This window comes from Citrobacter sp. RHBSTW-00524, assembly GCF_013747755.1.
Classification (GTDB): Bacteria; Pseudomonadota; Gammaproteobacteria; order Enterobacterales; family Enterobacteriaceae; genus Citrobacter; species Citrobacter braakii.
Genome location: NZ_CP056421.1, coordinates 77,824 through 101,625 on the forward strand (window position 1 = coordinate 77,824; position 23,802 = coordinate 101,625).

Genomic DNA, 23,802 nt, shown 5'->3' on the forward strand with positions numbered 1-23,802 from the left:
TTCTAGTTACGGTTACGGGTGACTTTTATCACGTCCGGCATGACGCGGATTTTGCGCATGATATTCGCCAGGTGCACGCGATCGCGAGCGGTCAGGCGAATAAAGGCGCTATAGACGCGGCCATCTTTCTCTTCCGTATTCAGACTTTGAATGTTGGAGGTGGTCGTGTTGATTGCCGCCGTCAGGTTCGCCAGAGCACCCTGGTGGTTAAACATATCCACCTTAATCTCGGTGATGAACTCCTGCTCTGTCTCTTTATCCCATTCCACCGCCATAAACTTCTCTGGCTCTTTTTGATAGCCACGAATGTTACGGCAGGATTCATGGTGAATCACCAGACCTTTACCCGGGCTGACGTGGGCAATGATTGGATCGCCAGGAATCGGACGACAGCATTTCGCGAAGGTGATCAGCACGCCATCTGCGCCTTTGATCGGCAGATGACCGTGACCAGATTGTGCTGGCACGTTTGCCGTTGCTTCGCCCTGCTGGAGGTTTTTCGCTACCACCACGCTCATGGCGTTACCCAGACCGATTTCCGCGAGCAGATCGTCAAGCGTGGCGAGCTTCATGCGCTCAAGCTCACGCTGGATGCTCTCTGGCGGGATCTCAGCCAGTTTACGGCTACCGCCTAAGGCATGGTTGAGCAGTCGACGACCCAGACTGACGGAATCATCGCGCTTGAGGTTTTTCAGCAGTTGGCGAATTTTGGCGCGCGCTTTCGAACTGACGACGAAGTTGAGCCACGCTGCATTCGGACGGGCGCCCGGAGCGGTAATAATCTCAACGGTCTGTCCGCTAAAGAGCGGCTGCGAAAGTGGGTAAGGTTGTCTGTCGACGCGTGCGCCGACGCAGGCGTGACCGATATCGGTATGCACGGCGTAGGCGAAGTCGACAGGCGTTGCACCGGCAGGCAGTTCGACAATGCGCCCTTCCGGTGTGAAAACATAAATCTCATCCGGGAAGAGATCAGATTTGACGCTTTCAATAAATTCAAACGAGCTACCGGCGCTCTGCTGCAGTTCCAGCAGGCTTTGCATCCAGCGTTGAGCGCGGATTTGTGCGGTGGTGCTGCTTTCGCCGCCGTGCTCTTTGTAAGCCCAGTGCGCTGCTACACCCATTTCTGCCATCTGGTCCATGTCTTCGGTACGAATCTGTACTTCAACCGGGACGCCGTGAGGGCCGATCATTGAGGTGTGCAAAGACTGATATCCGTTCGCTTTCGGAATGGCGATATAGTCTTTCACGCGACCAGGACGAGGTTTGTACAGGCTGTGCATCTGGCCGAGTACGCGATAACAGGTATCGGAATCATGAACGATAACGCGAAAAGCGTAGATATCCATGATGGAGTGAAAACGCTGCTCTTTGAGCACCATTTTGCAGTAAATAGAGTACAGGTGCTTCTCGCGGCCACTTACGCGACACGGAATGCCTGCCTCCTGTAAACGCCCTTCAATTTCCGAGAGGATTTTTTGGATCATCTCTTTGCGGTTGCCACGAGCGGCTTTAACCACTTCTTTAATCACGCGATAGCGGTTCGGGTACAGCGCTTCAAAACCCAGCTCTTCCAGCTCGGTTTTAATGTGATGAATACCTAAACGGTGTGCCAGCGGACTATAGATTTCGAGGGTTTCACGGGCGATGCGGCGACGCTTGTCCGGGCGTAATGAGCCCAGCGTGCGCATGTTGTGGGTACGGTCAGCGAGTTTGATGAGAATGACGCGGATATCCTGCACCATCGCCATAATCATCTTGCGAAAGTTTTCGGCTTGCGCCTCTTTCTTATCGCGAAACTTAAGCTTATCAAGTTTCGACACCCCTTCTACCAGTTCAGCAACGCTTTTACCAAAAAGCTGTTCCATGTCCTGGTAGGTGGCAGGGGTATCTTCAATCACGTCATGCAGCAGCGCAGCCATCAGCGTTTCATAGTCGAGTTTCATCTCGGCCAGAATGCAGGCTACCGCTACCGGGTGCGTGATATAGGGTTCACCGCTTGAACGTGTCTGGCCCTCGTGAGCGTCACGTGCAACGAGATACGCCTGCCGAAGACGCTTAATCTGGTCTTCCGGCAGGTAGTTTTGAATCAGTTGATTCAGGCTTTCAAACAGATACAAGGGCGACCCGCTTTGTGATTAACGACGACCTTCAGCAATAGCGGTAACGGCTTGTAATTCAGCGGCTTCCTGCTCTTGCTGTTCCTGGCGCTCACGCACGTCGAGGATCTGGTTGTTGATCAGACCTTCTTCGATTTCGCGCAGCGCGATAACGGTAGTTTTATCGTTTTCTTCCGGTACGAGCGGATCCTTTCCGCCTACCTGCATCTGACGAGCGCGACGCGCGGCGACCAGTACCAGGTCAAAACGGTTACCAATTTTCTCTACAGCGTCCTGAACAGTTACGCGTGCCATACTTAAAATGCTCCACAGGTGAAGAAATGACTGGGCATGATACTGAATGTGGGTTCAGTCTGCCAACAGTTTGCTGATTAAAGCGTCATGACGCTGCTTTTGGCGGCTCATGCGCAGACGTTCGGCGCGAATGATAGTTTTCAAATCGCCCAGGGCGGTATCGAAATCATCATTCACAATAAGATAATCATATTCGGCGTAATGGCTCATTTCTGCAACAGCTTGCGCCATACGTTTTGCGATCACGTCTTCGCTATCCTGACCGCGGCCACGAAGACGGCGATCCAGCTCAATCTTAGATGGTGGCAAAATAAAAATACTGCGCGCATGCGGCATTTTTTGACGAATTTGCTGCGCACCTTGCCAGTCGATATCTAAAAAGACGTCTACGCCGGAGGCTAATACTTGCTCAATGGCCTCACGCGAGGTGCCGTAGTAATTACCGAAAACCTCAGCGTGTTCCAGGAACGCGTCTCTGCCAATCATGGTTCTGAATTCGTCATGGTTCACAAAAAAATAGTGTTCACCGTGCACTTCCCCCGGGCGCGGTGCGCGCGTGGTGTGCGAAACAGAAACCTGGGTGTCATACAACGGTTGGGTCTTTAATAAAGCCTGAATCAGGCTGGATTTACCCGCGCCACTGGGGGCAGAAACAATATAAAGCGTGCCTTGAGCCATGAGTATCTTAATGTATGTGATTGTCGAAAGAGAGCCTACATACGGGCTTATTATACACGTAGCCGCTATGTGACGTAGCCCTTGTCACACTTTTTGCGCATGTTTATTGCGTTTTGCGTACCAGTTTCCTGTTTTATCCGCGATTTGCAGCAATTCGTGCAAATGTCAGGAACGTTGCGCGCAGGATGAGTTTTTGCCGCTCAGTTTCCATTTCAATTCGCGTTATACCTGCTGGGAAACGTATGGTTCAGCGGAGATAGCATGGGATTATGGAAATGCATAGGGCTGGTTTTGCTAATGTGGTATCTACCCTCATGGGCGGTATGCCCCGTCTGGTCACCAGCCAGGGCACAAGAGGAAATTTCACGGCTACAGCAGCAGATAACACAGTGGAATGACAGTTACTGGAAACAAGGGGAAAGTGTCGTAGACGACGCTGTTTATGACCAGCTCAATGCGCAACTCATCCAATGGCAGCGCTGTTTTGGCGATGAAGCCCCATCAGATCTATCTGCGCCCCCAATAAGTGGAACCGTCTCGCACACCGTTCCCCACACGGGAGTTCGAAAACTTGCCGATAAGCAAGCGCTACAGCAATGGATGCATGCTCGTAGCGATCTCTGGGTGCAGCCGAAGGTGGATGGCGTGGCGGTCACGCTGGTTTATCGCAATGGAAATCTGATACGGGCGATTAGCCGTGGTAACGGTCTGAAAGGCGAAGACTGGACGCAAAAGGTTCTTCAGATCCCTTCCGTTCCACGTACTACCAGGGGGCCGCTCTCTAACAGTACGTTGCAGGGGGAGATATTTTTGCAGCAACAAGGGCATATTCAGCAGCAGAGAGGGGGAATGAACGCCCGCTCAAAGGTTGCTGGAATGATGATGCGCCAGAGCAACCCGGAAATGTTACGCTCGCTGGCTATTTTTATCTGGGCCTGGCCTGATGGTCCAGTTGCCATGTCGGAAAGACTTGAGCAACTCACTGCTGCCGGGTTCAGTTTCACGCAACGATATACTCAGGCCGTGAAGAGTGTGGATGACGTCGAGCAGGCGCGCGCCGGGTGGTGGACTTCAGCATTACCTTTTGTGACGGATGGTGTGGTGGTGCGAACGGGAAAAGAACCGCGGGCGCAATACTGGCTACCCGGACAGGGAGACTGGCTGGCTGCGTGGAAATATCCTCCCGTGGCCAGGGTATCTGAGGTGACGGGTATCCAGTTCTCCGTTGGCAAAAGTGGGAAAATTGCGGTGGTTGCATTGCTGGTCCCCGTCATGCTGGATGATAAGTGGGTGCAGCGCGTCAATATTGGCTCAGTACGGCGCTGGAATGAATGGGATATTGCGCCTGGCGATCAGATTCTGATAAGTCTGGCCGGACAGGGGATTCCCCGTATAGATGAGGTGGTCTGGCGCAGCACCCAGCGTAATAAGCCAGCACCACCTGAGGGGCGCTTCAATTCACTAACTTGTTTTTATGCCACAGCGGAGTGTCAGGAACAGTTTGTTGCCAGGCTCGTCTGGCTGGGGGCCAAAGATGTGTTAGGGCTGGAGGGTATGGGCGAGGCGGGATGGCGGGAGCTACATCAGACGTATCGCTTTGAACATATCTTTTCCTGGCTTGGATTAACACAGGAGCAGCTACAGTCCACATTTGGCGTGAACAAAGGGGGGAAGCTGTGGCATCAGTTCAATCTGTCACGCCATCTTCCATTTACGCGCTGGGTGATTGCCATGGGAATACCGTTAACACAGGCAACGTTGAATGCCAGTCGGGATGGTTCGTGGCAGCAGTTACGGGATCGCAGTGAACAAAGCTGGCGGCAATTTCCTTTCATGGGAGAGCGACGGGCACGACAGGTTATTCAGTGGCTGGAGGATAAAGAGATCACAGCGCTGAGCAACTGGTTAGCTGCTCAGCGGATCACGGGCTTTATGCCTTAATGGCCTTCATGGCGATAGTAAAATACCGGCAGCCCCAACTTCAGGCGCAGGGCCAGTAGTCGGGCGGTAAAGCCGAAGAGCAGGGTAGAGATCACCACCACATCGTGGCTGGAGACATAATGTTGTAGCACGATATACAGCACAGCAGCGGCAAATGAAACGCCGGCATACAGTTCTTTCTGGAATACTAACGGGATGCGTTTGCAGAACATGTCACGTAATACACCACCAAAGACCCCGGTAGTGACCGCAGCGACCACGGCAATAATTGGTCCATGACCCATATCCAGCGCCACCTGGGCGCCAATAATAGAAAAGACCACCAGGCCCAGCGCATCCAGGACGAGGAATATTTTACGCAGATAGGGCATTACGGGGGCAATAATGGTGGTGAGTACCGCAGCGGTCGCCACGATAATGACGTATTCAGGGTGCTTTACCCAGCCGAGTGGATAGTGGCCGAGAAGGATGTCGCGTACCGAGCCGCCGCCAATGGCCGTCGCGGTGGCAATGATAATGACGCCAAATGTATCCATACGGCGACGCCCAGCCGCAAGCGCACCGGTCATGGCTTCGGCAGTAATACCAATTAAATATAAAACGTGTAACAGCATGTCTTCCCCCTGATTTGCTGGGGCTAAGGTTAACGATTTGTGCGCATTGTCACGATTGAGATTTTCTAAGGTGAAGCGATTTTAATAACTACAGCTAATGTGATTTTGCTGTAAATGCGTTATGGCATGCGCTTTACTTTATGAATGGTGACAATAAATGATGAGAAAATATAATTCGAACTGGATGGGTCACAACCGAAGTGTTGGGAAAAACACGTAGCCCCGTCGTTTATGGGGGGCTACGTGGAATGGAGTTTACTCGATATTCTGAATTTGCTCGCGCATTTGCTCGATCAATACCTTCAGTTCAATTGCGGAATTAGTCACCTCGGCATTGATAGACTTGGATGCAAGAGTGTTCGACTCACGGTTGAATTCCTGCATCATGAAGTCCAGACGACGGCCAACAGCCTCTTTTTTCTTCAGAATGTTGTAGGTTTCTTTGACGTGGGCTTCCAGACGATCTAACTCTTCTGCTACATCGATGCGCTGCGCCATCAGCACCAGTTCTTGCTCAAGGCGGTTATTCTCCAGTTGCACCTGGGCGTCTTCCAGTTTGGCTACCAGACGCTCACGCTGCCATTGCAGAATTTCCGGCATATGTGCACGCACTTTAGCAACTTCAGTGCTGACGCCTTCCAGACGCTGCTCGATCAGCGCTTTCAGCGCCTGACCTTCGGTTTCACGCGCGACGATGAAGTCATCCAGCGTACCGTCAAGCGCGGCGAGGATTTCAGCGGCAATGGCGTCCAGATCTTGCTCCTGGGCAGCCATTACGCCTGGCCAGCGCAGGATATCAACTGGGTTAATTTCACCTTCATCACTCTGCATTTTGACCCAGTTAGCAGCGCTAACGAGCTGTTTAGCGAGCTTTTCATTTAGAATCAGCTCGCCCTGGGCGCTGGCATCAGGCTCAAAACGCAGCGTACACTCGACTTTACCGCGCGTCAGACGCGTGCGTATGCGTTCGCGGACAACGGGTTCAAGACTACGGAACTGTTCCGGCAGGCGAAAATAAGTTTCCAGATAACGCTGGTTTACCGAGCGCATTTCCCAGGTAGCGCTACCCCATTCACCCTTGATTTCACGCCGGGCGTAGGCGGTCATGCTGCGGATCATAGACGTTCCTGTTTTTAAAGATGAGATGGGAGGATTATAGCCATCCACGTCTTGTCAGGATAGGAATAACAGTCGGAAGTCCGTATAATGCGCAGCCACATTCGTTTCAAGCCGGAGATTTTATCATGCGTCCAGCAGGTCGTAGTGCCAACCAGGTGCGTCCCGTCACCCTGACCCGTAATTATACAAAACACGCTGAAGGCTCCGTGCTGGTCGAATTTGGTGATACCAAAGTGCTGTGTACCGCCTCTATTGATGAAGGCGTACCGCGTTTTCTGAAAGGTCAGGGCCAGGGCTGGATCACCGCAGAATATGGCATGCTGCCACGCGCCACGCACACCCGTAACGCCCGTGAAGCGGCGAAAGGTAAGCAGGGCGGTCGTACCATGGAAATCCAGCGTCTGATCGCTCGTGCGCTGCGCGCCGCCGTTGATCTGAAGACGCTCGGTGAATTCACTATTACGCTGGACTGCGATGTTATTCAGGCAGATGGCGGTACGCGCACTGCATCAATTACCGGCGCATGTGTGGCGTTGGCTGATGCGCTGAACAAGCTGGTTGCGAGCGGTAAACTGAAAACTAACCCGATGAAGGGGATGGTCGCCGCGGTTTCCGTGGGCATTGTGAACGGTGAAGCGCTCTGTGACCTCGAATACGTTGAGGACTCTGCCGCAGAAACCGACATGAACGTGGTGATGACTGAAGACGGCCGCATTATAGAGGTGCAGGGCACGGCAGAAGGCGAGCCGTTCAGCCATGAAGAACTTCTCACCCTACTGGAGTTAGCCCGAGGGGGAATCGAATCCATTGTAACGACGCAGAAGGCGGCGTTAGAAAATTGATTTTAAAGGCGACTGATGAGTCGCCTTTTTTTTGTCTGTAATAAAGTGAGATGAGGAGCGAATCCATGAAACCGTATCAGCGCCAGTTTATTGAGTTTGCGCTTAGCAAGCAGGTACTAAAGTTTGGCGAGTTTACGCTGAAATCCGGGCGTAAAAGCCCCTATTTCTTCAACGCCGGGCTGTTTAATACCGGGCGCTGCCTGGCTCTGTTAGGCCGTTTTTATGCCGAAGCGCTGATGGATTCCGGTATTGAGTTCGATTTGCTGTTTGGTCCGGCCTACAAAGGTATCCCGATTGCGACCACCACGGCTGTTGCGCTGGCGGAACACCACGATAAAGATTTGCCGTACTGCTTTAACCGTAAAGAGGCGAAGACCCACGGTGAAGGCGGTAATCTGGTAGGTAGCGCACTTGAGGGGCGTGTAATGCTGGTGGATGATGTTATCACTGCAGGTACGGCTATTCGTGAGTCGATGGAAATTATTCAGGCTAACGGCGCTACGCTGGCGGGGGTACTGATTTCTCTCGATCGTCAGGAACGCGGTCGCGGCGAGATTTCAGCGATTCAGGAAGTGGAACGCGATTATGGCTGCAAGGTGATTTCTATCATTACCCTGAAAGATCTGATTGCGTATCTGGAAGAAAAACCAGAAATGGCAGAACATCTGGCCGCAGTACGGGCGTATCGCGAAGCGTACGGCGTATAAGAACTGCCGGATGGCGCTGCGCTTATCCAGCCTACGCACCGCAGGGTTCGTAGGCAAAATAGGCGAGGTCGCCATCCAACAACGGTGTTACTGCAATTGAGCGGCAACCAACGGCCAGCGGATGTCGAAATCATCCGTTGGGCGGTATTTAAATTCGCTACGTACAAACCGGGACAGCATACCTTCGCAGAAAGCCAGTAGCTGGCTGGCCAGCAGCGTTTCATCCACGGTGTAGCCTTCACCTTCACGCATTCTTTTTTCTCGCAGAACCTGGCGTAACTGCGCCTCAATTCGCTCAAAAAGCTGGTTAATACGGCCTTGCAGACGGTCTTGCTCGAACATCAACGCGTGTCCGGTCAGAATTCGCGTCAGGCCAGGATTACGTTCACCGAACCCTAAAATCAGCAGTACGATCAGACGCAATCGCGCGTTAGTGTCCTTTTCATCTTTCAAAATCAGATTGATACGGGTAATCAGACTATCTTCGATAAACTCAATCAGGCTATCGAACATGCGGGTCTTGCTGGGAAAATGGCGATACAAGGCCGCTTCGGAAACGCCCACAGAGGCCGCCAGTTTAGCTGTCGTGATGCGTTGGCTACCATCGCTGGACTCAAGCATCAGTGCCAGAGACTGAAGTATTTCTTCGCGACGATTCCTTTTCGCAGTTTGCTTTTCTACCATGTTACAAAATACCCCTGAAAATAAGCTCTTGCCAGGCAGGCATCCACACAGCGACCGCAAACTGGTATTTGCGGTGTGTTATTGCGTTATTACGCTGTGAGATACTTTTCTGCGGGTTACTTGCGCCCGGAATGGCCGAAGCCACCTTCGCCACGATCGGTGGCTTCAAACTCTTCCACCAAATTAAATTCAGCCTGGACGACCGGTACAAATACCATCTGCGCGATACGTTCGCCCGGTTCAATAGTAAAGTTGTCCTGACCACGGTTCCAGATTGAAACCATCAGCTGGCCCTGGTAGTCGGAATCAATCAAACCGACCAGATTGCCCAGTACGATCCCGTGCTTATGGCCCAGCCCGGAGCGCGGGAGCATCACTGCCGCAAGGGAAGGATCGGCAATGTGGATAGCTAACCCGGTTGGCACCAGCGTTGTTGCGCCAGGCGCCAGTTCTACGGCGTCATCAAGACAGGCACGCAGGTCAAGTCCGGCAGAACCAGAAGTGGCGTACGTCGGGAGCGGAAATTGTTGCCCTACGCGCGGGTCCAGAATCTTAACGTCGATTTTTTTCATCATAACGGGTCACGATCTCGTCGAGTAATAATTGGCCCAGGAGTTCTTTGCGCTCAAGCGGTAAGACTTTATCTCCATCCTGCCAAAAAAGGTGTAATGCGTTGCTGTCGCTGTTAAATCCTTGAGTGGACAGCGAAACGTCGTTCGCACAGATCACATCAAGGTTTTTGCGGATGCGTTTTTGCCGGGCATATTCTTCCACATTATTTGTTTCGGCGGCAAACCCAACGACAAAAGGACGGTTAGCATCCAGTGCGGCAACACCAGCGATGATGTCCGGGTTTTTGACCATTTTTACTGTTAATTCATCACCCTGCGTTGCCTGTTTTTTGATTTTTTCATTGGCGACAGTTTCAGCGCGATAATCAGCGACTGCGGCGCAGCCGATAAAAATATGCTGTTGTTGCACCGCAGATTGCACGGCGGCTTCCATTTCCAGCGCGGTCATCACATCAATGCGCTGGACAAAAGGCGGTGTGGGTAACGAAACCGGACCTGATACCAGCGTGACATTTGCCCCGCGTTTTGCGGCAGCGGCCGCGATAGCAAATCCCATTTTCCCGGAGCTGTGGTTGGAAATATAACGCACGGGATCAAGCGGTTCACGCGTCGGGCCTGCTGTAATCATGATGTTGAGATGTTGCAGATCTTTGACAGGTGAAAAATGTTCTGCCGCCATATCCACAATTGTTAACGGATCCAGCATACGTCCAGGACCGACATCACCACATGCCTGACTACCGCTGTCAGGGCCCCAAATGAGCAAACCGCGCGAGGCAAGAATGCCCAGATTGTGTTGGGTAGCGGCGGCGCGGTACATCTGCTGGTTCATAGCCGGCAGCACGGCAACAGGCGCTGGCGTTGCCAGACAGATCGTAGACACCAGATCGTTGGCCATACCTGCGGCAACGCGGGCAATCAGGTCTGCCGTCGCAGGGGCCAGTATAACCAAATCGGCCCATTTCCCCAGCTCAATGTGGCCCATCGCGGCTTCGGCTGCGGGGTCAAGCAGGCTGTCGGATACGGGATAGCCCGAAACCGCCTGTAAGCTCAGAGGAGTAATAAACGCTTTTGCTGCTTCGGTCATCGCCACGCGGACGTCTGCGCCGCGTTCCCGTAAACGACGCACCAGCTCAGGGGTTTTGTACGCAGCAATCCCGCCACTGACGCCAAGTACGATTTTTTTACCGGCCAGGCTCATCATGATCTTTCCTGTTGGGTTTCACCAGAAGGCGGATATTTTATCACAATCCGCAATGTGTCGTGCTTTTGCCCGCGCTCCAGTTTGCGAGGCTCTACGAAGAAGTGAAAACAGAGCGTCGATTCGCCGCTGGCGTTATGCCACTATGCGGACGCGAAAGGAGGGGAAAAGCATGGAAAATACAGGACGTATAATGCCTCGGGAAAAGCTGTTGGCGCAGGGGGCCAGTTCGCTGACCGACGTAGAGCTACTGGCTCTTTTTCTACGCACCGGGATACTGGGTAAAGATGTGCTTACGCTGGCGAAAGAGATGCTTCAGCATTTTGATTCGTTGTATGGCCTGTTGTCTGCTGATTACATGGATTTCAGCTATGTTCAGGGCATCGGTATCGCGAAGTACGCACAGTTGAAGGGAATAGTGGAGCTGGCAAGGCGCTACTACAACGTACAGGTGATAGAGGAGCGTGCGATACTTAGCCCGGAAATGGCGCGTGAATTTCTGCAAAGCCAGCTTTCGCAAGAGGAACGCGAGATCTTCTATGTGATCTTTATGGATTCTCAACATCGCGTGATTAAACACCGTAAACTTTTTTCCGGAACGCTAAGCCACGTTGAAGTGCATCCGCGAGAAATTGTCCGCGAAGCGATAAAAATGAATGCTTCTGCGGTGATCCTTGCACATAATCACCCTTCGGGGTGTGCAGAGCCGAGCAAAGCAGATAAACTCATCACCGAGCGTGTTGTGAAATGCTGTCAGTTCATGGATATCCGGGTGCTTGATCATCTGGTCATTGGGCGCGGAGAGTACGTTTCTTTTGCGGAACGCGGTTGGATTTAACGCACTTTACGCGATCCATCGGGATCTTTGTCTGTTCGGGACTTGAGCACATCGCTGACTCAGCGTATACTACGCCACCTTTGAGAATCTCGGGTTTGGCATTTGGGCCTGGCAATCGAGAGTTCGCAAATACGCAAAATCATTCTTGTTGCGTCCAATGACGAGGCAACGATGAAAGATTTAGTGTATTGAACTGCGATAACCGGGCTGAGAAGCCTGACGAGGCGCCAATACCCCATACGAAGCTCGAGCTAATTTGATTTTTGGAGAATAGACATGTCCCGAGTCTGCCAAGTTACTGGCAAGCGTCCGGTGACCGGTAACAACCGTTCCCACGCACTGAACGCGACTAAACGCCGTTTCCTGCCTAACCTGCACTCTCACCGTTTTTGGGTTGAGAGCGAGAAGCGTTTTGTCACCCTGCGTGTATCTGCTAAAGGTATGCGTGTTATTGATAAGAAAGGCATCGAAACAGTTCTGTCTGAACTGCGTGCCCGTGGCGAAAAGTACTAAGTACTAAGAGGAAATAAATCATGGCTAAAGGTATTCGTGAGAAAATCAAGCTGGTTTCTTCTGCTGGTACTGGTCACTTCTATACCACCACGAAGAACAAACGTACTAAGCCGGAAAAACTGGAGCTGAAAAAGTTCGATCCAGTTGTTCGTCAGCACGTTTTATACAAAGAAGCGAAAATCAAATAATTTCCGCTTTGATGTAAAGAAAAACCCTGCCTCGGCGGGGTTTTTTGTTTTCTGGCCGTCCCCATATTAATGAAATCTGATATACCGCCGGAGATACTATGCCTGAATTACCTGAAGTCGAAACCAGCCGCCGCGGTATTGAGCCGCATCTGGTGGGGGCAACGATTATGCACGCGACTGTGCGTAACGGTCGTTTGCGTTGGCCAGTATCAGAGGAAATCTATCGTCTGAGTGATAAACCTGTCCTGAGCGTACAGCGGCGCGCGAAATACCTGCTGCTGGAGCTATCAGATGGCTGGGTAATCATTCACCTGGGGATGTCGGGTAGTTTGCGTATCCTTTCTGAAGAGCTTCCGGCAGAAAAACATGACCACGTCGACTTAGTGATGAGTAACGGCAAAGTCCTGCGCTATACCGATCCGCGTCGTTTTGGCGCCTGGCTGTGGACTAAAGAGCTGGATGGGCATAATGTCCTCGCCCATCTTGGCCCTGAGCCTCTGAGCGACGATTTCAATGCTGGTTATCTGCAGCAGAAATGTGCGAAGAAGAAAACTGCGATTAAACCCTGGCTGATGGATAACAAGCTGGTCGTGGGGGTGGGAAACATCTATGCCAGCGAGTCGCTGTTTGCGGCTGGTATCCATCCTGACCGTCTGGCGTCATCTTTGTCGCAGGATGAGTGCGAACTGCTGGTGCGCGTTATCAAGGCGGTTTTGCTGCGTTCTATCGAGCAGGGCGGGACCACGCTGAAGGACTTTCTGCAAAGTGACGGTAAGCCGGGCTATTTTGCCCAGGAGCTGCAGGTCTATGGGAGAGAAGGTGAACCCTGTCGCGTATGCGGCGCGCCAATCATTGCGACAAAACACGCTCAGCGCACAACGTTTTATTGCCGTCGCTGTCAGAAATAACACCATTATCGGCCGGACGTAGCGTATGCCTCATCCGGCCAGACGCATTACTTCAGTTTACTCAATAATGCCTGATGAACGTTTTCCGGCAGAAAGTGCGCTACGTCACCCTGGTGGCGGGCAACTTCTTTCACCAGTGACGATGAGATAAATGACCACTCTTTAGACGGCATCAGAAAGACGCTTTCCAGTTGTGGCATCAGATGACGGTTCATATGGGCCAGCTGCATTTCATACTCAAAATCGGCTACCGCACGCAGGCCACGGATCAGAATGTTAGCCTGATTATCGCGGGCAAAGTTTGCCATCAGGTCGCTGAATCCCAGAACCTCCACATTACCGAGATGCGCCGTTGCCTGTTGTGCCAGCTCAACGCGCTCTTCCAGAGTAAACATCGGTTTTTTACTGGGACTTGCGGCAATTGCCAGGATTACGTGATCGAACATGCTTGTCGCTCTTGTCACGATATCGATGTGGCCGTTAGTAATGGGATCAAAGGTTCCTGGATAAATCGCCCGTTTTTGCATGACTTGCCTCAATGCGTTTTGGGTGGCAGATAAGGTTCCAGCAGCTGCAGCAGACGCTGAAGCGCGCCCTGATTTTGATACAGAACTTCAACTGCGTGACGGCCATAAAAATTACGATAATCGGCATCGGTCAGTAAAGAAGAGACCTCTTTCACCAGCGTAGTTGCGTCGGTGACGGTGATCAATCCGCTTGCCTGTTCGAGGCGGGCGCAAATATCTTTAAAATTAAAAGTATGTGGCCCCATCAGTACCGGAATGGCGTGCGCCGCGGCTTCCAGTGGGTTGTGTCCACCGCGTTCAACCAGCGAACCGCCAACAAAAGCAAGGTCAGCAATGCCGTAAAGCAACATCAACTCGCCCATGGTGTCGCCGATTACGACCTGGGTTCCTGATGACGGAACTTCGCCCGAAGAACGTGTCGTATAGCTTAGCCCAGCCTGGCGTACGAGGTTAATGGCATCCGGGAACCGTTCAGGATGTCTGGGTACCAGAATCAGTAAAAGATTAGGGAACTGGTTTAATAACGCCTGATGGGCGGCAATGATAATGCTTTCTTCGCCGTCGTGCGTGCTGGTTGCAATCCATACCGGGCGGTGAGGTGCCCATTGACGACGCAATGTAATCGCTTTTGCGGCCAACTGCGGCGTGACGGAAATATCAAACTTCAGGCTACCGGTAACGGTGACCTGATTGTTTCTGGCACCAAGCGTGATAAAACGAGCGCCATCTTCTTCGTTCTGGGCGGCAATCAACGTAATTCGGCGCAGTAGCCTGCCAATAAATTTACCTAATTTAGCGTAGCCAGCAGCTGAGCGAGCGGAAAGACGTGCATTGGCAATGACCAGCGGAATATGGCGCTTATGCAGTGCCGCGATCAGATTCGGCCACAGCTCGGTTTCCATAATTAACACCAGCTTGGGGTCAACTTTATTCAGGAAACGATTTAGGGCATCCGGTAAATCGTATGGCAGATAAATATGCTGAACGTCAGGGCCAAAAGCGGATTGTACGCGCTCGGAACCGGTTGGCGTCATGGTGGTGACCGTGATCGGCAAGTCGGGGTAACGATGTCGCAGAGCGCGGACTAATGGGATAGCTGCCAGCGTTTCGCCCACGGAAACCGAATGAAGCATGATGCCGCCTGGTTTTAGCGGACGGCGGTAAAAGCCGTAGCGTTCACCCCAGCGTTTACGGTAGGCCGGAGCCTTACGTCCGCGCACCCAAAGCCGTACCCAGATCAAAGGCTGAATAAGGTAGAAAAGGGCGGTGTAAAGCAATTCGAGCATAATGGTAGCTGACTTATGAATGTGCTGGGGATTCTATGTATTTAGCTGTGGCTTTACCATCATTTTTATCCAGGTTGTCTCAAAACGATGGAATTCGTGAGGCATTGTTTTAACCGGTAGCTATTTCAAAAATGTCTATTGGTACATTTACATGACTTAACGTCTTGTGCGGCGTGAGTTTTCTCGTGAATTGCTTCACTTTATATCTTAATGTTTTTAATAGGTTATTTTAAATTTTGTTCAAAAAATATTCATTTCGGAATGCGTGATAATAAATGATATACTACTGCGCAATTTCAGGTAGCTAGCAGGCAGAAACCTTTCGAAAACATGGGAAGTAATCTTTGGTCGGTTCATGCAAGGATTACATGACTCTGATGTCGCAGATCGGGTATGTCTGGCGACGCGATGCGGATATTAATGCATGAATATTGCTTTTTGTTTGTACAAATATTTTCCCTATGGCGGGTTACAGCGTGATTTCTTGCGGGTAGCGCTTACGGTTGCTGCTCGTGGTCATCATGTCCAGGTGTTTACCCAGTCATGGCAGGGCGAGCGTCCGGAAGGACTGGAAATTATACTCGTCCCCGTCACATCCAGAACGAATCATGGGAAAAACGAGCAATATTATCAGTGGGTTCAGGCTTATTTAAGTCAGCATCCCGTCGATCGTGTCGTCGGGTTTAACAAAATGCCTGGGTTGGATGTGTATTACGCAGCCGACGTTTGCTACGCGGAGAAAGTTGCCCGTGAGAAAGGCTTTTTCTACAAGTTGACGCGTCGGTACCGGCATTACGCTGCATTTGAAAAAGCCGCATTTCAGCAAGGTGCTGACACCATGCTGTTGATGTTAACCGATAAACAAATTGGTGACTTCAAACATCATTACCAAACTGAGAGCCAGCGTTTTCGTATTCTGCCACCAGGCATCTACCCTGACAGAAAGTATAGTCAGCAACCTGAAAACAGCAGGCAGATTGTCAGAGAAAAAAACGGTATTGGTTTCGATCAGTTCCTGCTCCTGCAGGTGGGTTCTGATTTCAAACGTAAAGGCGTGCCAAGAACATTACAGGCATTGGCTTCGCTACCTGAGGTTATACGTCACCGTACGCGATTGATGGTTGTTGGTCAGGATAAGGCCGATCGTTACCGTTCTCTGGCTTGTCAATTGGGTATCGAAGAACAAGTACAGTTCTTCTCGGGGCGAGATGATGTCGCTGAATTGATGTCTGCTGCTGATTTATTGCTTCACCCTGCTGTTCAGGAAGCTGCTGGTATTGTCTTGTTGGAGGCTGTAGTCGCCGGGCTGCCAGTATTAACTACAGAAGTATGCGGCTATGCGGGTTATATTAATGCCGCCCGATGCGGAGTCGTGATTCCTGAACCTTTTGAGCAGGTAAATCTGAATACAGCACTTTTCGATGCGCTGCAAAATAATGAGCAGAGAAGTCGTTGGGCCGAGAATGCTCGGCATTTTGCTGATACAGAAGATCTCTACAGCCTGGCGGATAAGGCTGCTGATATCATTTTAGGCCTTGATAATGATTGAGTTAAAAGAACCATTTGCCACGCAATGGCAAGGAAAAGACCCGTTTACGGAAGTTACAAAGCTGGATGGGGAAGTTTTTCGCGCGCTGGAAACACGGCGTACCCTGCGTTTTGAGATGATGGGTAAGGGTTATTTTCTTAAATATCATCATGGAACCACACTTAAAGAAGTGGTGAAAAACCTTATTTCTTTACGTATGCCAGTACTGGGTGCAGATCGGGAGTGGCTGGCAATTCATCGCTTACAAGAACTCAATGTTGACACAATGACTGGTGTTGCATTTGGGCAGAAAGGACTGAATCCGTTAGCGCGAACCTCATTTATCATCACTGAAGATCTCTCTCCTGCCATCAGTCTTGAAGATTTTTGTGCAAGGTGGGGAGTTAAGCGTCCTGATTTTGTATTAAAACGGACCATTATTACCCGCGTGGCTGAAATGGTGGGTAAAATGCATCGGGGCGGAGTAAATCATCGGGATTGCTATATTTGCCATTTCCTACTCCAACAGCCAATGCCGGCAGATGTTGCGGATATCAAACTCTCTGTGATTGATTTGCATCGTGCACAAATACGTCAGCATGTACCGCGACGCTGGCGGGATAAGGATTTGATCGGACTCTATTTCTCTTCACTGGAGATCGGTTTGACGTCCAGAGATATCTACCGTTTTTTACGTGTCTATTTTTCGATGCCACTGCGCGAAATCTTTCGTCAGGAAGTCCGGTTGTTTGAACAGGCTGTCACAAAAGCGCAAAAAATAAGACAAAGAACAATAAGAAAAGCGCTATAAATACCATATGAAGTTTGAGGCTATTTTATTATGAACATTGATTTCCAGAAGCTAATCATTCAAAAACACGTTATCGACAGCTCTGCGCATGAGAAGACTAAAAAACTAAGTGTTGCGTATGGTGTCGATCGTAATTTTTTATTTGGATCCGGCATTTCTATGACCTCAGTATTAGTGAATAATCCTGATATTGATATTCACTTTTATATAGCAACAGACTATATAGATGATGATTATCTGGAGAGCGTAAAACGCCTGACACAAATGTACAGTACAACGGTGACTGTTCTTGTGTTCGATAATGCGGCATTTCGTGAGTTGCCGAGTACGAAAGCATGGACTTATGCAATGTATTATCGTTATTTCGCATTTGAATATTTAAGTACCGAGTTAAGTTCTGTACTGTATCTTGATGCTGATGTCATTTGCAAAGGTTCTCTACGCGAACTTACCGAGGTTAATTTCTGTGGGGAATATGCTGCTGTTATCAATGATATTGATGAAGTGCGTATTAAGTCCGGTAACAGGCTTGGTATTCCTGAGCTGAGTAACGGTTATTTTAATTCTGGTGTGGTATTTGCGAATCTTGAAATTTGGCGTGAACAGCAGTTGTTGACGAAGGCATTTTCTATCTTAGATAAACGCCAAAAGGAACTTCTGTATTTTGATCAGGATGTTCTAAATATATTATTTGTCGGTAATGTGATTTTCCTGAGACGGGATTTTAACTGCATTTATGGTGTGGATCAGGAACTAAAAAATAAAAACGATAAAATTTACCAGGATTATATTACAGATGATACTGTTTTAATACATTATGTCGGTGTCACTAAGCCATGGCATACTTGGGCAAAATATCCGGTGGCTAAATTCTTCATCGACGCATATAAAAAATCTGCATGGGCGGGAAAGTCTTTATTAAATGCAAACACTGCAAAATTGTATAAGCGCAAATCCCGGTATGAAAGAGTGCAGCGTAAATATATCCGCTCGGTACTTAGTCATGTTATGTATATAAAGAACAAACTACATAATGCACGGTCTCATTAGTTAATAGAAGTGCAAATAATTTCCAGATAGCATATTAAAAAGGTGTAGTACATGAATTTTGATTGTAATCAGTCTATTAAAGACATCATTGAGGTTTTTGGGGCTCCAGAGACTCAAACCCCACAACTCAATATTGCATGGGGGGTTGATCAAAACTTTATGTTTGGAGCGGCAGTTTCGATGTCGTCCGTTTTACTACATAACAAAGATATCAGCATACATTTTCATCTTTTTACTGATTATCTTGATTCAGATTACCGCAAAAGATTAGAAAAACTAGCAAAGCAGTTTTCGACCAATATAACTGTATATGTGATGGATGCAGAAGGATTAAAGATCCTTCCGTGTGGGAATGCATGGTCACATGCGACTTACTTTAGATTTATCGCGTTTGAGTATCTTAGCGAAAATATTGATAATCTTCTCTATATTGACGCTGATGTTGTATGTAAAGGGTCACTTGTTGAGTTAACACAAATTACCCTGGAAAATCATGTTGCAGCGGTTATTCAGGATGTTGAATATAGTCGGGTGTATGCCGCGCAGAGGCTTAATACTCCGGAATTTAACGAACAATACTTCAATGCTGGTGTTATATATGCAAATTTAAAGGAATGGAAAAAACAAAAGTTCTTTGCTAAAGCATTTTCGATCCTCCTGGATAAGACCAGGAAATTCGCTTTTCTGGATCAGGATGTCTTAAATATAATGTTTTTTGGGAAGACGATTTTTTTACCAAGAATTTATGATGCAATTTACGGAATTAAACAAGAACTTAAAAGTAAGGACACATCAAGTTATAAAGAATATATAACTGATGATACGATCCTTATCCATTATGTTGGCGTAACTAAACCCTGGAATTCATGGGCAAATTACCCTTCAGCACAGTTTTTTGTTGATGCCTGGAAAGCTTCACCTTGGACGGATGTTCCATTGCTGCCAGCTAGAACGCCAAAACAGTATAAAAAGAAATCACGTCATGAAAGATTACAAGGGAAGTATTTCAACTCGATAATTAGCTATATTGGTTATTTGCGGGAAAAGTTAAAGAGTAAGTAAAAAAAACTCCCGTAAGGGAGTTTTTTATTAACGTAATTTAGTCTTAAGGTATTTCATATACCATTTGAGAGAAGCGTAGTAATTTCCCTTTTTGGCTTCCTGGCGCGAGTAAACCCGGTAATCAGTAGGCCTCATACGCGGAGCGTAAGAGCGCATTTCAGCGTCTCGCCATGGTGTGAAGTGATGGTAGAAAAGAAAAAGTTGCTGTGAAAGCCCAGTATGTTCTTTATACCAAGGTTTTCTTCCACCAGTGAAATGAATGATGCGAGGCAAGATATCTTTTTGATAAAAAAAGGTGTCTTTTTGCTGATCTGTGAACCAGTTAAATAAGAAATTCCATCGTTTATCAATAAACTTAACGTTGCCGTCAATTGCGATATTCAGAGCATCTTGGTCAAAATAAGGCAAGGATTTACCTTGTTCAAATAACACTGTATTTGCTTTATTTTCAATATCAAACTTGATCCAATTTTCAATGTTAATATATAAAAAGCCAGCATTGAAATAATGATCAGTACTAAGGCCCAAGCGTTTAGCATTTTTTGTATCGTGAATATCGAGGGAGTCGTGGCTGACTGCGCAAATGACGTTGCTGATATCAATGCTGTTAATATCATTGAGCTTATCAAAACATAGTGTATCAGCATCTAAATAGATAAAATGCTCTATTTTATCTTTTAGTAAGCGCGGTACGGCCAGACGCATATAGGTAGAGCGGTTCAGGTGTTTGATTGCAAAGTCATTATTATACTTTTCAATCTCTTCTTTATCGATATTGATAACCTGAATTTTATCACTGGTTGAACGTAGTTTATTGATTTCTTCGTCAGTAACATCATAGACAAAGACGAAAAATGACAGGTCTTGCTCTGGGTTGTTCATTATGACCGACATAATGGACACTGCTACATATTCCAGATAATTGGCATCTGTACAGTAAGCAATATTAATAACGTTATTTTTGCTGTCCATTTATGCTTTCTCATTACCTTTAACATTGTCACTATCATGAAGTACCGTATCGATAGCGTCAATCACGACCTGTTCCGGAATCCAAGTTAGATATTTTTTTGACCGATCGAGTTCATCTCGCGAAGGCATCGGATGGTACTCGCCAGCCCAAATCAATACGGCTTTATCAGACCACGGCTTCCATTGTCGGTAATTGGTGGCGCCAAACAGGCATACCTGCGGTGTCCTTAGCGCTGCGGCCATATGCATGGGTGCAGAATCGACACCAATGTACAAAACAGCATGGTCAATCAACGCGGCCAGTTGCAGAAAGGTCGTTTTACCTGCCAGCGTCAGGTCAGGAGACGATTGACACAGGGCAGCAATACGCTGGACCTGTTGCTGCTCACTCAATGCAGGCCCACAGGTAAGATAAACATGTAAACCACGCTGATGCAGATGGTCTATAACATGAGCGAATTTCTCATCATCCCAGCATTTAAACTCTTGTCTGGCAGTGGGTTGAATAACGACATATTTTTGCGCAGGCAGTGTAGGCAACAGAGATACCAGATGTTGATAATCCTCCTGAAGATAACTCAGTGACATCTCTTTCTTGAGTTCTGCTTCGCTAAACCCAATGCCTTTTAGAATAGATAGGTTTTGTTCAACAATATGCGTCCCAACGGATGGCGTTACTCGCGTAAAAAGTCGGTTCCACTGCTCTTTATCACGCTTAAAGGCAATTGAAGGAAGGCGTAAAGAGGCGATAAGTGCTCCAATTGGCCATTGTTCTGTGAGGTTAATAATCAAGTCATAGTGATTTTTCTTCAGTTGTTGACGCACTGAAAGATAATTTTTTACTGTTGCCAACAGGCCTTGTTTTTTCTCAATGAGATAAAAATTATTGATATCTTTATGGGCGGCCAGAATTGCTTTGGTATCTTTATAGAGGAGCAGATCGATCTTAGCCTGTGGATAACGAGCCCGAATGCTGGCAATGACGGGCGTGATTAACAGAACATCCCCATAAAACTTGAGCTTGCAAATAAGCACATGGTCAATTTTTTCAAACATGTTAAATTCCTTTTCGAAAAAATAAGCTCTTGCAAGCAGATAATACCTTATATCTCATTTCTGAAATGGAGCGGTCAATATGGGGATATTTCATCTTAAGAAGTATTTTTTTATTAACAATTTTTGTGTCACAGGATGCAAGCGCATTATGAATATCATTCAGCATACTTTCACTATAACGATAATAACCTTTTTTCTTGCGTAATAGTTTGCGTCCTTCCAGAAAACAGTTGATGATCATTAGTGTGGCAACAGTACGTTTTGCGTTATTTTTATTTATATAATTATACATTTTCCGCATAGCAAAAAAGATACTATCCGCATCGCTATCAATAATATTCTCGGTAATGCTCTTATCATTTAACCGGTAAAAATATAGTTTATTCTCAATCTTTAATATTTTATGGCATTTAAAGTATTGGAAAGGGCAGAAAATCATGTCTTCATACCGACGATGTTCTTCGAATCGATCGTTACCAATAACGTTACGATGGAAGATTTTTGTCATGAGATGCCATTGTCCTGCCCGGAATATTGGAAGTAGAGGGGTAAAATCATCATCCGATAATATAATTTCATGCTGATTAATATCATTTTTTATACCAGATGAATTCTGATACAGATTGTTCATATCTCTGGTCAGATTAAATTCGAGAATATCATATTTTTCGTCTCTCAATTTAGGGAGAAGGATAGTGAAATAATCTATGCAGACAATATCGTCACTGTCAATAAACCCAATATATTTCCCTGTCGCATGGGTAAGGCCAACGTTACGAGTGATTGCAACGCCTTGATTTTTTTGGCTAATATACTTAACGTTGTGGCATTTCTGCTCACGATAAAATGCCTTGATACTTTCTTCAGTTAAATCTGTTGAGCCATCATTAACAATTATTATCTCCACATCATCAGTGATGCTCTGATGGATCGACGCCAACGTCGCCGTGATGAGTTCAGCATTATTGTATGTAGGTATAATAATGCTCAGTAAATAACCTGAAGCGCTATTCATAGCATGATTCTCTCGTTGGATTCGAGCTCAGCACTGCTGCAATACATAACGCCAGCATGCTGCTCAAGGCTTCACCTTTGGCATACAATAATAAATCACTCAAGCCATAGATAGCGATAGCGCCTGAGATGACGAACAATAGAGGACTACGTTGCCAGTAAGCTCTTAAAAACATAGCGGTATAGAGCAAGAGTAGCACAATAACCCCGGAGATGCCCTTTAGCGAAAAGGTATCAATAATTTCGTTATGCAAATGTACGTTAATGAACTTAAGCGTCCCTTGTAGGGACGTATCCTGGACGGCAAGTCGCTGAATTTCCGCCCCACGTTGTTCAAGTGACTGCCCCCAGTGATGACCTTTCCCTGCTTCAATTCCTGCCCGTTGCATCGCAAGTCGCGCACCAATAGAGGTATTGCTGTTATTTTGATTATAAGAGTGCAGATCGATCAGGAAGTTCTGGTAGCGACTTTCAATGACTGGTTTTAAGGGGATCGCAGCAATCCCGACCAGTATTACAAAACCCAGTAGCGCCCTTAACAGTATGTTGTGGTTGTGGCGGTAGTGGATGAAAAATAGTCCGATACTCAGGAGCGGATATACCAAAATCGCAGCCCGAGTTTGTGTGGTGATGATGACCGCCAGTGAGATCAAAAAATGTAACAAGTACAGTGAAACCGTATGTCTCAGGCGCAGATTAATGATCGCTTGCGAGGCTAATAATGCAATTAGTGTCAGAGAGTAAGCCGTGCCGGTTTGATGTTCAAAACCAAGAGCAACGCGGTATCTTAAAGGGTTTTGTGCTCCACTAAGTTGATAACCCGCGAAAAGATACAAACCGATTGCCGTAAGAATCACCCAGATACTGGTCAAGCGGATTTTATTAGCACTTGGTGCTTGTGATGTTAGTATGGTCATCACCAGCGCGGCAAAAATCATCACTTTGCCACCGTTCTGGTATGAACGGTAGGCGCCGGTAAAAGCTGAACCCGGTTGTTTAAATATTTCTACCCATATAATCTGGAGTAACCCGAAGAGCAGCAACATAAAAGGCAAAACCAGGTTTTGTTTGTTACTGCACACATGCTTTATGTTTTTTCCTATAAGCGGCAGAGACAGAGCTGTGGAGAAAATAAATACCTTCAGCGCTTCATCTGGATTGACCAGCACCATCGCAAGGGTTGCCAGGATCCCGGCATAAAATAAGAAGTATATAAAATCGAATGGATTGTTTTTTATACTACAAATAAAGCGAGAAAACATGTGTTGGCGAAGCATGGT

25 protein-coding genes are annotated in these 23,802 nt (G+C 47.9%); 11 read left to right on the top strand and 14 right to left on the bottom strand.

Going from position 1 to position 23,802, the window contains the following annotated elements:
• Positions 1-2 precede the first annotated feature (2 nt).
• The 3 genes from spoT to gmk are packed head-to-tail and all read right to left on the bottom strand — an operon-like array spanning position 3 to position 3,089.
• On the bottom strand, positions 3-2,117 hold the full coding sequence (spoT, locus tag HV229_RS00370; RefSeq protein WP_003024038.1) for a bifunctional GTP diphosphokinase/guanosine-3',5'-bis pyrophosphate 3'-pyrophosphohydrolase: 2,115 nt from the start codon (positions 2,115-2,117) through the stop codon (positions 3-5).
• An 18-nt stretch (positions 2,118-2,135) separates the two neighbouring features.
• On the bottom strand, positions 2,136-2,411 hold the full coding sequence (rpoZ, locus tag HV229_RS00375) for a DNA-directed RNA polymerase subunit omega (RefSeq protein WP_000135058.1): 276 nt from the start codon (positions 2,409-2,411) through the stop codon (positions 2,136-2,138).
• A gap of 54 nt (positions 2,412-2,465) precedes the next feature.
• The gene (gene gmk / locus HV229_RS00380) at positions 2,466-3,089 is read right to left on the bottom strand and encodes a guanylate kinase (protein ID WP_016155006.1); all 624 of its coding nucleotides are present in this window, start codon (positions 3,087-3,089) and stop codon (positions 2,466-2,468) included.
• A 261-nt stretch (positions 3,090-3,350) separates the two neighbouring features.
• Between gmk and ligB the strand changes: the two genes are divergently transcribed.
• On the top strand, positions 3,351-5,030 hold the full coding sequence (ligB, locus tag HV229_RS00385; protein WP_131347194.1) for an NAD-dependent DNA ligase LigB: 1,680 nt from the start codon (positions 3,351-3,353) through the stop codon (positions 5,028-5,030).
• Here ligB and HV229_RS00390 read toward each other — a convergent pair.
• Together HV229_RS00390 and HV229_RS00395 are read right to left on the bottom strand one after the other, a co-directional pair.
• Complete coding sequence (locus tag HV229_RS00390; RefSeq protein ID WP_003024049.1) at positions 5,027-5,644, bottom strand: trimeric intracellular cation channel family protein; 618 nt, start codon at positions 5,642-5,644, stop codon at positions 5,027-5,029. The genes ligB and HV229_RS00390 overlap by 4 nt on opposite strands.
• A gap of 255 nt (positions 5,645-5,899) precedes the next feature.
• Positions 5,900-6,763 (bottom strand): YicC/YloC family endoribonuclease, encoded by an 864-nt coding sequence (locus HV229_RS00395; RefSeq protein WP_019078038.1) that lies wholly within the window; start codon positions 6,761-6,763, stop codon positions 5,900-5,902.
• Between the two features lie 125 nt (positions 6,764-6,888).
• On the opposite strand from HV229_RS00395, the gene rph reads away from it, so the two are divergent.
• Positions 6,889-7,605, top strand: a complete 717-nt coding sequence (rph, locus tag HV229_RS00400; protein ID WP_181546661.1) for a ribonuclease PH — start codon at positions 6,889-6,891, stop codon at positions 7,603-7,605.
• Between the two features lie 65 nt (positions 7,606-7,670).
• Positions 7,671-8,312, top strand: a complete 642-nt coding sequence (pyrE, locus tag HV229_RS00405) for an orotate phosphoribosyltransferase (protein WP_016157763.1) — start codon at positions 7,671-7,673, stop codon at positions 8,310-8,312.
• A gap of 87 nt (positions 8,313-8,399) precedes the next feature.
• On the opposite strand, the gene slmA is transcribed toward pyrE, so the two are convergent.
• From slmA to coaBC, 3 genes are all read right to left on the bottom strand, one after another.
• The gene (slmA, locus tag HV229_RS00410) at positions 8,400-8,996 is read right to left on the bottom strand and encodes a nucleoid occlusion factor SlmA (RefSeq protein WP_016154989.1); all 597 of its coding nucleotides are present in this window, start codon (positions 8,994-8,996) and stop codon (positions 8,400-8,402) included.
• Between the two features lie 116 nt (positions 8,997-9,112).
• The gene (gene dut, locus HV229_RS00415; RefSeq protein WP_016154988.1) at positions 9,113-9,571 is read right to left on the bottom strand and encodes a dUTP diphosphatase; all 459 of its coding nucleotides are present in this window, start codon (positions 9,569-9,571) and stop codon (positions 9,113-9,115) included.
• The gene (gene coaBC / locus HV229_RS00420; RefSeq protein WP_094168838.1) at positions 9,549-10,769 is read right to left on the bottom strand and encodes a bifunctional phosphopantothenoylcysteine decarboxylase/phosphopantothenate--cysteine ligase CoaBC; all 1,221 of its coding nucleotides are present in this window, start codon (positions 10,767-10,769) and stop codon (positions 9,549-9,551) included. Before coaBC ends, dut begins: the two co-directional genes overlap by 23 nt.
• Positions 10,770-10,941: 172 nt before the next feature.
• Here coaBC and radC point away from each other — a divergent pair, with 172 nt between their 5' ends.
• The 4 genes from radC (at position 10,942) to mutM (ending at position 13,216) form a co-directional block, all read left to right on the top strand.
• Positions 10,942-11,607, top strand: a complete 666-nt coding sequence (gene radC, locus HV229_RS00425; RefSeq protein WP_016154986.1) for a DNA repair protein RadC — start codon at positions 10,942-10,944, stop codon at positions 11,605-11,607.
• Between the two features lie 276 nt (positions 11,608-11,883).
• On the top strand, positions 11,884-12,120 hold the full coding sequence (gene rpmB / locus HV229_RS00430) for a 50S ribosomal protein L28 (RefSeq protein ID WP_003024071.1): 237 nt from the start codon (positions 11,884-11,886) through the stop codon (positions 12,118-12,120).
• A 20-nt stretch (positions 12,121-12,140) separates the two neighbouring features.
• Positions 12,141-12,308: a 50S ribosomal protein L33 gene (gene rpmG, locus HV229_RS00435; protein ID WP_003024094.1), complete on the top strand. Its 168-nt coding sequence runs from the start codon at positions 12,141-12,143 to the stop codon at positions 12,306-12,308.
• A 98-nt stretch (positions 12,309-12,406) separates the two neighbouring features.
• The gene (mutM, locus tag HV229_RS00440) at positions 12,407-13,216 is read left to right on the top strand and encodes a bifunctional DNA-formamidopyrimidine glycosylase/DNA-(apurinic or apyrimidinic site) lyase (RefSeq protein WP_019078041.1); all 810 of its coding nucleotides are present in this window, start codon (positions 12,407-12,409) and stop codon (positions 13,214-13,216) included.
• 47 nt (positions 13,217-13,263) lie between these two features.
• Here the strand turns inward: mutM and coaD are convergent, their stop codons facing one another.
• Together coaD and waaA are read right to left on the bottom strand one after the other, a co-directional pair.
• Positions 13,264-13,743: a pantetheine-phosphate adenylyltransferase gene (gene coaD / locus HV229_RS00445; RefSeq protein WP_047358802.1), complete on the bottom strand. Its 480-nt coding sequence runs from the start codon at positions 13,741-13,743 to the stop codon at positions 13,264-13,266.
• Positions 13,744-13,751: 8 nt separating this feature from the next.
• A complete protein-coding gene (waaA, locus tag HV229_RS00450; RefSeq protein WP_181546663.1) occupies positions 13,752-15,029 on the bottom strand; it encodes a lipid IV(A) 3-deoxy-D-manno-octulosonic acid transferase in 1,278 nt (425 codons plus the stop codon).
• 424 nt (positions 15,030-15,453) lie between these two features.
• On the opposite strand from waaA, the gene HV229_RS00455 reads away from it, so the two are divergent.
• Genes HV229_RS00455 through HV229_RS00470 form a run of 4 tightly spaced genes read left to right on the top strand, consistent with a single transcriptional unit; the run spans position 15,454 to position 19,480 of the window.
• Complete coding sequence (locus HV229_RS00455; protein ID WP_181546665.1) at positions 15,454-16,578, top strand: glycosyltransferase family 4 protein; 1,125 nt, start codon at positions 15,454-15,456, stop codon at positions 16,576-16,578.
• A complete protein-coding gene (rfaP, locus tag HV229_RS00460; protein ID WP_181546667.1) occupies positions 16,571-17,368 on the top strand; it encodes a lipopolysaccharide core heptose(I) kinase RfaP in 798 nt (265 codons plus the stop codon). Before HV229_RS00455 ends, rfaP begins: the two co-directional genes overlap by 8 nt.
• Before the next feature lie 30 nt (positions 17,369-17,398).
• Complete coding sequence (locus HV229_RS00465; RefSeq protein ID WP_181546669.1) at positions 17,399-18,418, top strand: glycosyltransferase; 1,020 nt, start codon at positions 17,399-17,401, stop codon at positions 18,416-18,418.
• A 51-nt stretch (positions 18,419-18,469) separates the two neighbouring features.
• Positions 18,470-19,480 (top strand): glycosyltransferase, encoded by a 1,011-nt coding sequence (locus HV229_RS00470; protein ID WP_181546671.1) that lies wholly within the window; start codon positions 18,470-18,472, stop codon positions 19,478-19,480.
• Positions 19,481-19,507: 27 nt separating this feature from the next.
• Here the strand turns inward: HV229_RS00470 and HV229_RS00475 are convergent, their stop codons facing one another.
• The 4 genes from HV229_RS00475 to HV229_RS00490 are packed head-to-tail and all read right to left on the bottom strand — an operon-like array spanning position 19,508 to position 23,799.
• Positions 19,508-20,452 (bottom strand): glycosyltransferase, encoded by a 945-nt coding sequence (locus HV229_RS00475; RefSeq protein WP_181546673.1) that lies wholly within the window; start codon positions 20,450-20,452, stop codon positions 19,508-19,510.
• Entirely contained in the window at positions 20,453-21,508 is a 1,056-nt protein-coding gene (rfaQ, locus tag HV229_RS00480; protein WP_046275758.1) for a lipopolysaccharide core heptosyltransferase RfaQ, read from the bottom strand.
• Between the two features lies 1 nt (position 21,509).
• On the bottom strand, positions 21,510-22,523 hold the full coding sequence (locus tag HV229_RS00485) for a glycosyltransferase family 2 protein (protein ID WP_181546675.1): 1,014 nt from the start codon (positions 22,521-22,523) through the stop codon (positions 21,510-21,512).
• A complete protein-coding gene (locus HV229_RS00490; RefSeq protein ID WP_176442211.1) occupies positions 22,516-23,799 on the bottom strand; it encodes an O-antigen ligase family protein in 1,284 nt (427 codons plus the stop codon). Before HV229_RS00490 ends, HV229_RS00485 begins: the two co-directional genes overlap by 8 nt.
• Between the last annotated feature and the right edge of the window lie 3 nt (positions 23,800-23,802).

Bases quoted from the DNA above. Each gene is read 5' to 3' on its own strand.
- coaD (WP_047358802.1), bottom strand. From the start codon at position 13,743: ATGCAAAAACGGGCGATTTATCCAGGAACCTTTGATCCCATTACTAAC.
- HV229_RS00470 (WP_181546671.1), top strand. From the start codon at position 18,470: ATGAATTTTGATTGTAATCAGTCTATTAAAGACATCATTGAGGTTTTT.
- HV229_RS00485 (WP_181546675.1), bottom strand. From the start codon at position 22,523: ATGAATAGCGCTTCAGGTTATTTACTGAGCATTATTATACCTACATAC.
- rpoZ (WP_000135058.1), bottom strand. From the start codon at position 2,411: ATGGCACGCGTAACTGTTCAGGACGCTGTAGAGAAAATTGGTAACCGT.
- rpmB (WP_003024071.1), top strand. From the start codon at position 11,884: ATGTCCCGAGTCTGCCAAGTTACTGGCAAGCGTCCGGTGACCGGTAAC.
- HV229_RS00490 (WP_176442211.1), bottom strand. From the start codon at position 23,799: ATGCTTCGCCAACACATGTTTTCTCGCTTTATTTGTAGTATAAAAAAC.
- HV229_RS00475 (WP_181546673.1), bottom strand. From the start codon at position 20,452: ATGGACAGCAAAAATAACGTTATTAATATTGCTTACTGTACAGATGCC.
- dut (WP_016154988.1), bottom strand. From the start codon at position 9,571: ATGATGAAAAAAATCGACGTTAAGATTCTGGACCCGCGCGTAGGGCAA.
- rfaP (WP_181546667.1), top strand. From the start codon at position 16,571: ATGATTGAGTTAAAAGAACCATTTGCCACGCAATGGCAAGGAAAAGAC.
- gmk (WP_016155006.1), bottom strand. From the start codon at position 3,089: ATGGCTCAAGGCACGCTTTATATTGTTTCTGCCCCCAGTGGCGCGGGT.
- pyrE (WP_016157763.1), top strand. From the start codon at position 7,671: ATGAAACCGTATCAGCGCCAGTTTATTGAGTTTGCGCTTAGCAAGCAG.
- HV229_RS00465 (WP_181546669.1), top strand. From the start codon at position 17,399: ATGAACATTGATTTCCAGAAGCTAATCATTCAAAAACACGTTATCGAC.
- rph (WP_181546661.1), top strand. From the start codon at position 6,889: ATGCGTCCAGCAGGTCGTAGTGCCAACCAGGTGCGTCCCGTCACCCTG.
- ligB (WP_131347194.1), top strand. From the start codon at position 3,351: ATGGGATTATGGAAATGCATAGGGCTGGTTTTGCTAATGTGGTATCTA.
- HV229_RS00455 (WP_181546665.1), top strand. From the start codon at position 15,454: ATGAATATTGCTTTTTGTTTGTACAAATATTTTCCCTATGGCGGGTTA.
- waaA (WP_181546663.1), bottom strand. From the start codon at position 15,029: ATGCTCGAATTGCTTTACACCGCCCTTTTCTACCTTATTCAGCCTTTG.
- slmA (WP_016154989.1), bottom strand. From the start codon at position 8,996: ATGGTAGAAAAGCAAACTGCGAAAAGGAATCGTCGCGAAGAAATACTT.
- HV229_RS00390 (WP_003024049.1), bottom strand. From the start codon at position 5,644: ATGCTGTTACACGTTTTATATTTAATTGGTATTACTGCCGAAGCCATG.
- rfaQ (WP_046275758.1), bottom strand. From the start codon at position 21,508: ATGTTTGAAAAAATTGACCATGTGCTTATTTGCAAGCTCAAGTTTTAT.
- HV229_RS00395 (WP_019078038.1), bottom strand. From the start codon at position 6,763: ATGATCCGCAGCATGACCGCCTACGCCCGGCGTGAAATCAAGGGTGAA.
- rpmG (WP_003024094.1), top strand. From the start codon at position 12,141: ATGGCTAAAGGTATTCGTGAGAAAATCAAGCTGGTTTCTTCTGCTGGT.
- mutM (WP_019078041.1), top strand. From the start codon at position 12,407: ATGCCTGAATTACCTGAAGTCGAAACCAGCCGCCGCGGTATTGAGCCG.
- radC (WP_016154986.1), top strand. From the start codon at position 10,942: ATGGAAAATACAGGACGTATAATGCCTCGGGAAAAGCTGTTGGCGCAG.
- coaBC (WP_094168838.1), bottom strand. From the start codon at position 10,769: ATGAGCCTGGCCGGTAAAAAAATCGTACTTGGCGTCAGTGGCGGGATT.